Source organism: Cloacibacillus porcorum, assembly GCF_001701045.1.
GTDB classification, from domain to species: Bacteria; Synergistota; Synergistia; order Synergistales; family Synergistaceae; genus Cloacibacillus; species Cloacibacillus porcorum.
The window spans coordinates 1,409,467-1,421,289 of the sequence record NZ_CP016757.1; the positions used below are offsets into that span (position 1 = coordinate 1,409,467).

At 53.5% G+C, this 11,823-nt stretch carries 11 protein-coding genes and 2 tRNA genes; 7 read left to right on the forward strand and 6 right to left on the reverse strand.

What is annotated here, in order from left to right; genetic code table 11:
• Positions 1–156: 156 nt before the first annotated feature.
• Positions 157–1,044: a LysR family transcriptional regulator gene (locus BED41_RS06395; protein WP_066744192.1), complete on the reverse strand. Its 888-nt coding sequence runs from the start codon at positions 1,042–1,044 to the stop codon at positions 157–159.
• A 242-nt stretch (positions 1,045–1,286) separates the two neighbouring features.
• The gene (locus BED41_RS06400) at positions 1,287–2,318 is read right to left on the reverse strand and encodes a YeiH family protein (protein WP_066749044.1); all 1,032 of its coding nucleotides are present in this window, start codon (positions 2,316–2,318) and stop codon (positions 1,287–1,289) included.
• Positions 2,319–2,881: 563 nt separating this feature from the next.
• On the opposite strand from BED41_RS06400, the gene BED41_RS06405 reads away from it, so the two are divergent.
• The 3 genes from BED41_RS06405 (at position 2,882) to BED41_RS06415 (ending at position 4,526) form a co-directional block, all read left to right on the forward strand.
• Entirely contained in the window at positions 2,882–3,766 is an 885-nt protein-coding gene (locus tag BED41_RS06405) for a LysR family transcriptional regulator (RefSeq protein WP_066744194.1), read from the forward strand.
• A gap of 77 nt (positions 3,767–3,843) precedes the next feature.
• Complete coding sequence (locus BED41_RS06410) at positions 3,844–4,080, forward strand: hypothetical protein (protein WP_066744198.1); 237 nt, start codon at positions 3,844–3,846, stop codon at positions 4,078–4,080.
• A gap of 161 nt (positions 4,081–4,241) precedes the next feature.
• The gene (locus BED41_RS06415; RefSeq protein WP_066744199.1) at positions 4,242–4,526 is read left to right on the forward strand and encodes a hypothetical protein; all 285 of its coding nucleotides are present in this window, start codon (positions 4,242–4,244) and stop codon (positions 4,524–4,526) included.
• A 96-nt stretch (positions 4,527–4,622) separates the two neighbouring features.
• Here BED41_RS06415 and BED41_RS06420 read toward each other — a convergent pair whose 3' ends face one another.
• The 4 genes from BED41_RS06420 to BED41_RS06435 form a co-directional block, all read right to left on the reverse strand.
• Positions 4,623–6,047, reverse strand: a complete 1,425-nt coding sequence (locus tag BED41_RS06420) for an MATE family efflux transporter (protein ID WP_084002293.1) — start codon at positions 6,045–6,047, stop codon at positions 4,623–4,625.
• Between the two features lie 92 nt (positions 6,048–6,139).
• Positions 6,140–6,216, reverse strand: a tRNA-Arg gene (locus tag BED41_RS06425).
• Between the two features lie 14 nt (positions 6,217–6,230).
• Positions 6,231–6,326: transfer RNA gene (locus BED41_RS06430), tRNA-Ser, on the reverse strand.
• A 120-nt stretch (positions 6,327–6,446) separates the two neighbouring features.
• The gene (locus BED41_RS06435) at positions 6,447–7,676 is read right to left on the reverse strand and encodes a dicarboxylate/amino acid:cation symporter (protein ID WP_066744200.1); all 1,230 of its coding nucleotides are present in this window, start codon (positions 7,674–7,676) and stop codon (positions 6,447–6,449) included.
• 251 nt (positions 7,677–7,927) lie between these two features.
• On the opposite strand from BED41_RS06435, the gene BED41_RS06440 reads away from it, so the two are divergent.
• The 4 genes from BED41_RS06440 to BED41_RS06455 are packed head-to-tail and all read left to right on the forward strand — an operon-like array spanning position 7,928 to position 11,807.
• Positions 7,928–9,517, forward strand: a complete 1,590-nt coding sequence (locus BED41_RS06440) for a proton-conducting transporter membrane subunit (RefSeq protein ID WP_168160241.1) — start codon at positions 7,928–7,930, stop codon at positions 9,515–9,517.
• Positions 9,517–9,822: a hypothetical protein gene (locus BED41_RS06445; RefSeq protein ID WP_066744202.1), complete on the forward strand. Its 306-nt coding sequence runs from the start codon at positions 9,517–9,519 to the stop codon at positions 9,820–9,822. Before BED41_RS06440 ends, BED41_RS06445 begins: the two co-directional genes overlap by 1 nt.
• A gap of 6 nt (positions 9,823–9,828) precedes the next feature.
• A complete protein-coding gene (locus tag BED41_RS16620; RefSeq protein ID WP_066744204.1) occupies positions 9,829–10,845 on the forward strand; it encodes a hypothetical protein in 1,017 nt (338 codons plus the stop codon).
• Positions 10,845–11,807, forward strand: coding sequence for an asparaginase domain-containing protein (locus BED41_RS06455; RefSeq protein ID WP_066744206.1), 963 nt, complete (start codon positions 10,845–10,847; stop codon positions 11,805–11,807). The genes BED41_RS16620 and BED41_RS06455 overlap by 1 nt, the downstream gene beginning before the upstream one ends.
• Positions 11,808–11,823: the final 16 nt, after the last annotated feature.

Consider the following 11,823-nt stretch of genomic DNA (forward strand, 5'->3'; position numbering starts at 1 on the left):
ATGCCACGATTATCCAATAGTTTTTTTTATAATTCCAACAACAATAAATGGTGATACCACAAAATAAATTTGTGGCGTAATGGAAAGGTTTTTACTCTTTGCCGGGGCGGCTTTTGCCGTATGCGCGGCGCGCTGCCGTCGGATATTCGGGCGGCGTCAGTTTCGTGAGGTATGATGTACGATAAAATCGATAAATCTGTCAGTGGCGCGACTTAAAGGCCTGCCCCTCCGGCGGACCAGTCCATATTTCCACACCATATCTTCGTCCGCGAGCGGTATCTTGAGGCAGTGCTCCATATCCATATCCCGCGTGATATATTCCATACAGACGAAGACACACATGTTCATCTTTACCATGCTCAGCAATATCCCGCTTTCACCGCTTTCGACGATAAATTCAGGCGTTAACCCGTGACGGCGGCAGCACTCCACGAGCTTATGATATACCTCATAATACTTGTTAAGAGAGACGAGCTTTTCGTTTCTTAAATCAGCAACGCTAACCGACCCTCTGCCTGCCAGCGGACTTTCCCTGTTGACCACGGCATAAATTTTTTCCTCACCGACGGGAATATATTCCATATCAGTAATATCATGGGGGCGGGGGCAGAGCGCAATGTCGGCCGTGCCGTTCAAGACGTTCTCAACGCAGGCGGTATCGGAGCTTTCTATGCCTTTTAACTCGATATCCCGGTTTGCCTCGCGGAACCGGAAGAGCATGTCGGGCGAACAGGCCTGTAGAACGCCAGGCGCCAGCCCCAGAAAAAGCGGTTCCCTGATCCTATCGAACCGGGCGCCTAGTTCCAGCGTCATTTCGTCAAAATTCCTCACCAGAGGGATAGACAGGTCGCGCAGAATATCTCCCGCCGCCGTAGGCACGATGCCGTTGGGCGTGCGCTCAAAGAGAGCGCGCCCCAACTCCCTTTCCAGCGTGATGATGGAGCTGCTCAAGGCCTGCTGGGAGAGGAAAAGATTTTCCGCCGTTTTTGTAAAACTTCCCGTTTCATACAAATCCAAAAAACGTTTCAGTTGTTTTATATCCATTCCGCATCACCGCCGGCGTCCTTGAACTTAAGAGATAGTCAGACTGCTCCTATTATAAGGCATCATAGTGAAAGGCAGGGCGGCGGGATAAATTATTTAACCACAGCTGTGGGCGAAAGCGGCGGCGCGAAACCATTTGCCGTTGCAGGGATAAAAAAAGACTGCCCCGCGCGGGGGCAGTCTCAATATATCGCGGCCTCTGCGCCGCCTGTAACAGAGGGTCGTCCGTCGGGATCGCGGGATTACATAAGCTCCAGCGCCGACTGCAGGACCAGACAGACCCCGGTGATTCCCGCCCAGCAGGAGGCTCCCAGAAGGATAGGCTTGCCGCCGTTCTTTATAAGTTTGACGATATTCGTATTCAGGCCGATGGCCGCCATCGCAAGGATGATAAAGAACTTACTCAGCTCCTTTACGGGGCCGAACGTGGAGGCCGAAACGCCATAGCTTACGGCCACGGTCGTTATGACGGAGGCGGCGATGAAGAAGAGGATAAAAAACGGGAATATCTGTTTCATGTCAACTTTGCCGCCGTAGCCCTCCTTTTCCTTGCGCGCATACGTAGTGGCTAAAATCAAAGTGATGGGGATGATGGCTAAGGTTCTCGTCAGCTTTACCGTCACGGCTTTATCCAGCGTAGCCGAGCCGAGATTCCACATACTGTCCCATGTCGCGGCCGTGGCCGTCACCGAAGATGTATCGTTGACCGCGGTACCCGCGAAGATGCCGAAAGGCTCTCCCGAAGCGATGTTAAAGCCGATCATCTGACCAAGTGCCGGGAATACGAGCGCGGCCACCACGTTAAAGAAGAAAATTACTGAGATCGCCTGCGCGACCTCCTCCTCGTCGGCGTCGATCACAGGCGCCGTGGCGGCGATCGCGGAGCCGCCGCAGATGGAGGAACCGACGCCGATCAGCATCGATATCTTCGAGGGAATGCGCATCGTCTTATGCAGCGCGTAAGCGACCAGCAGGGAGACCGATATCGTGCAGATAATGATCGGGAGCGACTGCCTGCCAGTCTGTAACACGACGTTGAGGTCCATTCCGAACCCCAGCAGGATTACGGCCCACTGCAGCACCTTCTTGGAGGTAAATTTGATGCCGGAATCGACCTTTGACTTATCCTTCAAAAATATCGTCAGCAGCATCCCCGCCAAAATAGCGATGACCGCGCCTCCGACGATGGGAAACATCTTTCCCAGAAACCAGGCCGGAGCGGCGATCGCAAAGCAAAGCATAATTCCGTATCCATTCTTTCTCACAAAGTCCATATTCATTAAACCCTCTTTCTTAATAATCAGCGGTAACGGGTGTATTATAAGCATGTTTTATTAAAACTCAAAATTATAAATATTGATGAAACAATAAATTTAAGTTATGATAAAAAGTGGAGAAATAGAAAGTTTCCGCCGATGGTGGGGATATTGGACAAAGACGATAAATCGTACCTCAAAGGCCGATTTCATCTAAGCGGGAACAGAGATAAACAGCGATTTAGCTTCTAAAGGCTGAACTGTGAATTACGGTTTAGCAAAGATTTTGGCTCCATCATTGAGGGAGCTGGCTCGGCGGTGTTTTTCCGCCGAGACTGAGGGAGAGTTGACCTTAGGTTCTCCCACGGCTTTTGCCGCAGACTCTGTATGGCGCGGTTCCCGCGCCATACAGAGCAACACTCCTTCCGTCTCGCCGCAAAAGCGGCGGCGATCCACCTTCCTCAGGGAGGAAGGCTTTAAAAAAACGCCGTTTATCATCGATAGGGTAAAAGCTAAACAGCAATTTATCTTTTTCCCTACCAGAGATAAATCGTAGTTTGACAAAATTAGGAGTTGTTTTGATGCTGGATTTTAGGATAAAGACATTTTTAAGCGTATGCAAATACATGAACCTCACCTACGCCGCGGAAGAGCTGCACATCACGCAGCCGGCTGTATCGCAGCAGATACGTTACCTGGAAAAACTATACGGCGTCAGGCTGCTGGTCCGAGAGGGGAAAAAAATAAAGCTGACCCCCGCGGGAGAGGTCCTTCTCTCGACGATGACGCTGCTGCGAAACGACGAGAACGCGATGATCAAGCGCATGCGGCAATACAACGAAAAGAAAAAGGCCCTGATATTCGGTGTGACCCTTACGATCGGCGAATATGTTATCGTTTCGCCTCTGGCGCAGTATCTTAAAAAACATCCCGAGACGGACATCCATATCAAATATGGCAACACCTCCCTGCTTTTGGAGCACCTTCGCGGCGGCGAGATTGACTTTGCGCTTGTGGAGGGCTATTTCAAATCGCACGACTACGACACGCTGCACTACCGGACGGAAAAATATATCCCTGTCTGCGCGGCGGGGCACCGCTTCATAAAAGATGTAAAAACGCTGAGCGACCTGCTGCCGGAAAGACTCCTAGTCAGGGAACAGGGCTCGGGAACGAGAGACATCCTGGAAAAAAACCTGGAGACCCGTAACCTATCCATCCCGGACTTCTCTCACCTCGTCGAAGTGGAAAACATGCACACTATCGTCAGTCTTCTGGTCCAGGACTGCGGCGTCGCCTTCTTATATCAGGCCGCGGTCCGCCAGGAAATAGAAAGCGGCCTGCTGCGGCAAATTCCCCTTGCGGACTTTGAAATGGAACATGACTTTACCTTCCTCTGGAACAAGGACAGCGTCTTCTCCGAATACTACGCGGACGTCTGCGGCGAATTGAAGACGTGCGAGTGATCGGCCGGTTTTGATAAAGATATGGCCGAAGCTGCTTGTATAATATAGATTATTAACGAGGAAGCGAGGAAGTCCCTATGACCAAACCTAGCGTAATATTGGGTAAACTTGATACTGCCTCTTTTGATATTATCAATAAAATGGCAGTTGTCCTCGTATTTATAACTTTGACAGCTGCTACTATTTATACGGGAAGCCTCGCAATGGGTATAATATTAACTCTTGTTGCCATGGCCGCTTTGGCGATAGCTGCGCCGATATTGGGAATCATTCTCTACGGAGCTTATACGATATTTAAGCTGATAAAACTCTAAATTTTTATCCATGCATCGCTTTTATTATTTTTACTGTCTCATCATATTATCACATCTGTACGCATGCATGGGAAGCTAAAAAGAATGTCCATGAGATCTTTATAACATTGTGAAGGAAGCAGAACCTATAGCAGATCCAAAACGGGGAGAGGGCGGTGCCGATGATAAGACCGATGGATAAAGCTGTGTTTAGCAATAATATCACCTCTTTTATTGACCGTCATACTGATGCACTTGTCATCATCACTTGCTGGACGTTGTGGGGGCTAGGCTGGTGGATGACCGGTAATGCCGCGGTCGGTTTATTCATGGTGCCCGTGCTCATTCTGTTTTTTGTAGTGGCGGCGACATTGTTAATATGCATAGCCGCCCCTCTGCTGATTGTGCTTTTCTATATTGCTGCAATAATCGCGGCACTGTTCCTATGTCTGTTCAAGAAAATCTAGCTGGCCTCTGCTTTACAGTCTCAACCGCTTCGCGATACGAACCCAGCAGCTCTTTTATTTCCATTACCTTGGAACAGGAAAAGTAAAGTAAGTGCGCTACTTCTGCGCAGATTCGTCGCGGTTTTCCCTGGCTGCGTTTCTTAACACGCGCGACAGCAGTATCTCTCTCTTAAGCTTTCTGAAAGAGAGATAAAACATTGTGACTGTGGTACAGACTGCGATCGTATCGGCGATAGGCTCCGCGAGAAGAACGGCGAAGACCTTATCTTCAAAGATGTTGGGCAGGATGTAGATCAGCGGTATCAGCAGAAAAACTTTCCGCAGCAGGGCGAGGAATAAAGACGTCCGACTGTTGCCCAGGGCGATAAATGTCTGCTGACAGGCTATCTGCGCTCCGAAGATAAGCGAGGCTGCCATGTAGACCCTTATGGAACGAACACAGTATTCCGTGAGGGCGGCGTCTTTGGTAAAGATGGTGATGAAGAGCATTGGCGTGAACATACAGAACGCCCAGATCAGGGCGGAGTAAACGAGACAGGCGCGGAGGAGCGTCCGGAAGGCGGCGCTGACCCGCTCAATGTTGCCTGCGCCGTAGTTAAAGCTGACTATGGGCTGCGCGCCCTGCGTCATGCCCTGCAGCGGGAACATCGAAAACTGCATCACGCTGCCCTGGATGGTCATAGCGCCTACGGCCAGATCTCCCCCGTATTTCAGTAAAGAGGTGTTGAAGCATATATTGAGGATGCTCTCGGTGGACTGCATGACGAAGGGGGCCGCGCCAAGCGCGAGCGCAGGTGCTAATATATCCCATCTGGGTTTCATATAGCGTCTTTTTATATTAAGGTAACTTCTGTCCGAGGTGAGGAAGAGCACCACCCAGGCAGCCGATATGCCCTGCGAGATGATCGTGGCCAGCGCCGCGCCCTGCACTCCCATATGGAGGCCGAACATAAGCAGCGGGTCGAGTATGATATTACATACCGCTCCGATCAGTACGGAAAGCATGCCGGTCCTCGCGTAGCCCTGCGTGTTGATGAAGGCGTTCAGTCCCAGAGAGAGCTGCACGAAGACTGTCCCCAGCGAATATATGCGCATGTAGCTCCAGCCATATTCTATCGTGGCTCTGCTTGCGCCGAACATAAGGAGTATCCGTTTACCGTAAAGCAGAAATATGACTGTCAGCAGGAAGGCCGCGATGAGCAGTGCCGTCGTACAGTTGCCGAGGATACGCTCAGCCGTGTCCTTGTCGCCTCGACCAAGCATGATTGAGGCCCGCGGCGCGCCGCCCATGCTGACCAGCGCGGCAAAGGCGGAGATCGCGGTGATAGCGGGGAAGGTGACCCCTACGCCGGTGAGCGCGTTCGCGCCAATGTCTGGCAGATGGCCGATGTACATGCGGTCCACCATGTTGTAAAGCACATTGATGATCTGGGCGGTGATCGCAGGCAGCGCGAGACGGAAGAGCAGATATCCGACGCTGCCTGTTCCCAGGTCAACTTTTTTTGCCGCCTCTTTCTCCATCTCGAATGACGCCGTTCCCTTCCACTGAGCCCTGCGAAAAACAAAAAAGGGCTTTCGAGAATAACCCGAAACCCCTTGTTACTGCTTAAAAATGGCGCGCCGGACAAGATTTGAACTCGTAACCTTCGGATCCGTAGTCCGATGCTCTATCCAGTTGAGCTACCGGCGCGTTTGGCGTTTTTATGGCGGTGAGGCAGGGATTTGAACCCTGGAGGGAGATTTATGTCCCCCTACCCGCTTAGCAGGCGAGCGCCTTCAGCCTAGCTCGGCCACCTCACCAACGAGAGATATTCTATTACGCATCCCCCCTTTTGTCAACGCCTTCGGTCTCTCTTTTATGTTAAAAAGTTATTTACAGTCTATTTTAATAATTGAACAATAGCCGTGCTGCGAAAGGAGCTATAGCTTTTCGCCCTCCGTCTTCGCGATGACGGTCGAGACGCACATGTCGCCGGTGACGTTGACGCAGGTCCTCGCCATGTCGAGCACCGCGTCGATGCCGGCGACGAGGGCCATACCCTCGATCGGCAGCCCGGCGGAGACAAGGACCATCGACAGCATTATCAGTCCGGCTCCCGGCACGCCCGCGGTACCGATGGAGGCGAGCGTCGCGGTCATGAGTATTCCAAGCTGCGCGCCGAAGCTGAGGTCGATGCCGAAGGCCTGGGCGACAAAGAGCGCGCAGATGCCCTCGTAGATGGCGGTGCCGTCCATGTTGATCGTCGCGCCGAGCGGCAGGACGAAGGCGGATACGTCTTCGCTGACTCCTAGGTTGTTCTGCACGTTGTTCATCGAGATAGGAAGCACGCCGGCGCTCGTTCTGGTGACGAATGCCGCGAGCATCGCCTCACGTACGCCTCTGAGGAACCAGAGTGGGCTCTTGTGGACGATGCCGGTAATTAGTCCGGAGTAGACGATGACCACCTGCAGGAAGCAGCCGAGGTATACGGCGAAGATTACCTTCGCGAATGGGGCGAGAACAGCGGGGCCATATTTAGCCGCGGTAACGGCGATGAGCGCGAAGATACCGTAAGGGGCGGTCTTCATGACGATCGCCGTGACTTTGAACATCACCTCGGCGAGAGACGAGTTGAACTCCAGGAAGGCCCGTCCCTTTTCACCGATGAGTGTTGCCGCGACGCCGAGGAAGAGCGCGAATACGATGACCTGGAGCATTACTCCCTCAACCAGCGCCTTCAGCGGGTTGGCGGGGAAGATGTTGAGGATGACGTTGAAAACAGTCTCCGGCTCTTTGGCCGCCGCCTTGGCCCCCTCGATCGCCATGCCGACACCGGGCTGAATAATGTTGCCAAGGACGAGTCCGATAGCTATCGCTACGACTGTTGTGCCTAGATAAAAGGCCACGGTCTTGACGCCGATGCGTCCGAGCACTTTGGGGTCTCCTATAGACGAGGCTCCCATTATCAGGCTGGAGAACACCAGCGGCACGATCAGCATCTTAAGCAGCGCGAGGAAGATATTTCCGACCAGCTGCAGCAGGGGGATCACGATGTCCGCGATGAACGGTGAGTTCGGAGCCATAGGTCCGATGATAAATCCTAGGATAAGGCCGATGATGAAGCCCACCCCAATTTTTGCGATAAGAGATAATTTCTTTTTCTCCTGCATAACATTCACTCCTTATGAGAATTAAGTTTGGTTTATAAGACAAATAAAGAACAGAGCGCTGCATGACTATTCTAGCATAATTATTGCCTCGTTGTTTATTTATAGAGGGCCAACTTGTCACGCTGATATATTTTTTATCGGAAAAAAGCCATGACTCTTTGATATAATTGCTGTTGTGGTTTCCGAATTCGCGTCTGCGCCGCAGCGCGCGAAACACAAGCTATAAGAAATTTGGTGAGCCGATGAATTTTTTGCTGCTTTTTAAATCAATGCCGCTGCCGTTACTCACGCTGATCCTGCCGTTTGCCGGCGCCGGCTGTTACGGGCTGCTGCTTTTATATAACAGGTTTTTCTCCCGGTGGACGGGGCGCGCACTGGTCCTGCCGAAGATATTGTACAAGCTGCCATTCCTCGTCCTGCTTGTTGCGGGGACTGTGCTTTCCAGCCTCGTATGGATGAACGTGAGCGGCTCTTACAGCCCGCTCTACGTATTTACGAATACCGGCTGGTCCAGCGTCCTCACCGGCGAGTCGGTTAAAAACGCACAGGCGGTGCTGCGGATTGACGCCTTCGGGGCGATCTCGGCGGCGCTTATGAGCTTTGTAGCGCTGACGGCGGGCATCAGGGCTCTCGCCGACCGCCAGAATGTGATAACGCCGCGCAAGGTGGTATTCTTCCTGCTGACCTGTACCGGCATCCAGGGGATATTCTATCTGAATAGTTTAATGCTGCTCTTTGTATTTTTGCTGCTTACACAGCTTGGCGTGACGGGGCTTTACAGCAACTTTGCCACTAAGAGGCGGGAGGACGGGGAGTCAGTCTTCTATTATGTCTCGCGCGTGCTGCTTTTGGCAATGTTTCTCGCCGGAGTCGTGATCCTGCGGGTGAAGTACGGCACTGGCAACATCAATATGATCGCCACGAGGATTGCCCCCGCGAACGATACGCTGTGGGCCTTTATATTTCTCGTCGTGCCGCTTCTTTATATCTTCGTAAAGCCGTCGCCCTATCTTCCAGACGCCTCGCGCAACTGTTTCTTTGGGATAAGGACGCAGGCTTCGCTCTTTGTCGCCTTCCGCGTCATCTTTTCCCTTTACGGACCTATGCAGGGGCTGCAGAAGGTTCCAATGCTCTTTATCCTGCTCGGCTTCGCCTCAGTCATGCTCGCGCTGGTCCTCTCCTGCGGCGCTAAGGACCCTGAGCGCTTTATGAACTCGATGGTCTTCTATATGAAGGGCATGATCCTGATATCCATCGGTATCGCAATGGACGGCACCTTCAGCGCGGAGCGCGCCGCGCTCTACGGCGTGAGCGCTATTGAAGCTATGATCTCGCTTTGGCTGGTCTTCCTGCCTATCTCCGCCGCGCTGGCGATAATAACGGTATTTCTAAAACAGAGATATGAGGAGCGTGAGCTCTGGCAGGAGGGGGCGCTGCTGAAACGTATTCCCTTCACCGCATTTTCCCTATTCATCGTCATCGCGATACTTGGCGGGCTGCCGCCCTTCATCGGCTACAGCGGCAAGCAGCTGCTGTTCCGTTCGGCGAACTTCATGAGTCCCCTCGTGCTTACGGCGCTCTTCCTCTTTACGGTGGCGATGCTGCTCACGGGGCTGCGTTTCCTTATCGCGCTGACGATCGGCAAGGTCTCTCAAAAACAGGATTTCAACTTCAGCGGCGAGGTGACGATCGCCTTTCCGCTCTTTTTGCTGCTGATGCTCTTTATCACGACGACGGTGCTGCCCGGTGAGCTCTTTGAGGAATCTGTGGCTCCCTCAGTCGAGTCGCTGATCAACCGCACGACTCCGGCCAACCTGTTCTCCGTGGAGGTAGACGAATAATGATGGCTTTCAGGATTTCAACGGGATTCTTTATCTGGGACGTATACAAATGGCTGCTGGTCTTTCTTCTCTCCGCGCTGGTCGCCTGGCTCGTCGTCAGTATTGCCGTAAAGCGCCGCGGCGGGAGGCTCTTCCCTGAACCGCGCCGTCGTGTGCAGGAGCAGGCCGCCGTCCTGCCCGTGGAGCGTTTCATCGCCGGTTTCAGCCGGGTATTCATCGAGCCGTGGGGTGAGCTTCCGTCATGCGGCCTCTTCGGGATCGCCGCGCTGACGATATTATTTGTGATTACGATATTTCTAGGGTGATTTTTAATGATAGATCTCTTTTCGATGGTTTTTAAGTATTTCAACGCCTGGCTGCTGATGGGGTTTGCGCTCGTCGCGGCGATCGTGACGGAGAAGCTCTATCTGCTGCTGGTCTCGGCCGTACAGAGAAAGCGCATGGGTGGGGTCCGCGTACCAAGGAGAGGGCTGCGCGCCATCTTCCGCCTGGAGATAGGGCTGCCGGAGACCGCCGCCGTCAATATCGCCCTTTACGGCCCATCGCTGGCGATAGCCTCGCTGATGACGGTCTGCGCTAGTCTGCCCTTCTGCACCTTTATCCCCATCATCGACAATGGCTCTGATCTCATCCAGCTCGTGCAGTTCCTGCTGCTCTCGGAGGTATTCGCGCTTATTTCGCTTTACGCGCTGGGAACGGGGACCGGTAACGAGGTCGCCCGCAGTGAGATGCGCAACATGCTGCGGCTGCTGGTGCCGCTCGTCGCCTGTTATGCCTCGCTGGCCTCCTTCTTTACGAAAAACGGCCTCGACAGCGACCCTTTCAGCCTCAACTCTTTTTCCATGACGGGACACTTTGCCTCTATGTCCGCCTGGGGGATCTGCGGCGTTCTGCTTCTGGTCTTCGTGATATTGAGCCAGATCCCACATCGCAGCGTCACTGCCGGCAGCGCGCTTTTTATTCATGGAGAGTCTCCGGAGTTTGAGGGCGCGCCGAGGGGGATGCTGCAGATATGGTCGGTCTTCCGGGCCTTCATCGTGATATCGATCGTCACCTATATACTCTTTCCCGCCGACATGATCGCCACGCTGAGCGAAGGACTCGGCATCTCGTGGCGGGGGCAGGCGCTGAACTTCGTCATCTTCTGGCTCGCGGTCGTCGCCTCGCGTCTTGTACTGGTTCCAGCCTGCTGGCTCATCGTGCAGGCGGCGGAGAGCAGGATACCGAAACCGTTCAGGGGAAGCCTGATCCCGATCCTGACGGTGGCGGCGATGATGCTGCTCTGGTACGAAGGCATACTTCTCTCACAGGAGGCCGCGTCGTTCTGATGAAAGAGGTGCTGATAATCTCCACCGGCGGCACCATCGTCTCAGTCGACCATGGAAATGGCGCGGTGCCGGATTCAGATGCCGCTCTCGGCATTCTTCAAAGGGGGGGGGAGTTCCTCCGCGAAAAAGGATATTCTTACAGTGTGGAGGTTGTTTTTGGCGAGGCAGGATGCGACAGCTCCGACATCTCTCCCGCTGAATGGCTGACGCTTACGCAGAGGGTAAACGAAGCGGTCCTGCGCGGGGTAAAAAAGATTCTCATAATCCATGGGACCGATACGATGGCCTATACCGCCGCCTGGCTTTCGCTCACAGCCGACCCGGACGCCGCGGTGGTGCTCACCGGCAGCCAGCGGACGCCTGGGGCTCCCGATTTTGACGGAGAATCCAACCTCCACGGAGCGGCAAGGCTTCTCTGCGGCGTGAAGCGCGGCGTATTCATCCACTTTGACGGCCGGGATTACGAGGGGGCCTTTGTACATAAGGAGGACGCCGAGGCGCTCTCCGCCTATGTATCTACCGGATACGGCGCACTGCCGCGAAACGGGATATACCGCGCCCTCGATGGTAAAGAGACTGAATGGCGCGCCGCCGCAGCAGGGCTGTCGCTTGTCACGCTGCATCCCGCGGTCCTGCCGCGCTTTGATCTTTGTAAGATACTTATCCTCGCTGGATACGGCGCGGGGAATATGCCGCAGAGGCTGCGCCTGCAGCTGGCGGAAAGTTTTCCGGAGGAAAGCCGCAGACCGCTCATCATCGCGGCCAGTTCGTGCGCCCGCGGCCGAAAAAACCCCGCCTTTTACGGCGGCGTCGGCATCGCGGAGCTGACAAAGGAAAGTTTTTCCGTTTTTAGTCAGGGAAGCTATTCCCTTGAGTTCCTGATTGCATTATCATATCTTTCATTATTAGTTTCACCGGAAGAGCCGGAAAAAATATTGCAGTTATATTTGGAAAAATTTTAATAGATAATTGGAGGCG

Bases quoted from the DNA above. Each gene is read 5' to 3' on its own strand.
- BED41_RS06395 (WP_066744192.1), bottom strand. From the start codon at position 1,044: ATGGATATAAAACAACTGAAACGTTTTTTGGATTTGTATGAAACGGGA.
- BED41_RS06415 (WP_066744199.1), top strand. From the start codon at position 4,242: ATGATAAGACCGATGGATAAAGCTGTGTTTAGCAATAATATCACCTCT.
- BED41_RS06445 (WP_066744202.1), top strand. From the start codon at position 9,517: ATGATGGCTTTCAGGATTTCAACGGGATTCTTTATCTGGGACGTATAC.
- BED41_RS06400 (WP_066749044.1), bottom strand. From the start codon at position 2,318: ATGGACTTTGTGAGAAAGAATGGATACGGAATTATGCTTTGCTTTGCG.
- BED41_RS06420 (WP_084002293.1), bottom strand. From the start codon at position 6,047: ATGGAGAAAGAGGCGGCAAAAAAAGTTGACCTGGGAACAGGCAGCGTC.
- BED41_RS06410 (WP_066744198.1), top strand. From the start codon at position 3,844: ATGACCAAACCTAGCGTAATATTGGGTAAACTTGATACTGCCTCTTTT.
- BED41_RS06435 (WP_066744200.1), bottom strand. From the start codon at position 7,676: ATGCAGGAGAAAAAGAAATTATCTCTTATCGCAAAAATTGGGGTGGGC.
- BED41_RS06405 (WP_066744194.1), top strand. From the start codon at position 2,882: ATGCTGGATTTTAGGATAAAGACATTTTTAAGCGTATGCAAATACATG.
- BED41_RS06455 (WP_066744206.1), top strand. From the start codon at position 10,845: ATGAAAGAGGTGCTGATAATCTCCACCGGCGGCACCATCGTCTCAGTC.
- BED41_RS16620 (WP_066744204.1), top strand. From the start codon at position 9,829: ATGATAGATCTCTTTTCGATGGTTTTTAAGTATTTCAACGCCTGGCTG.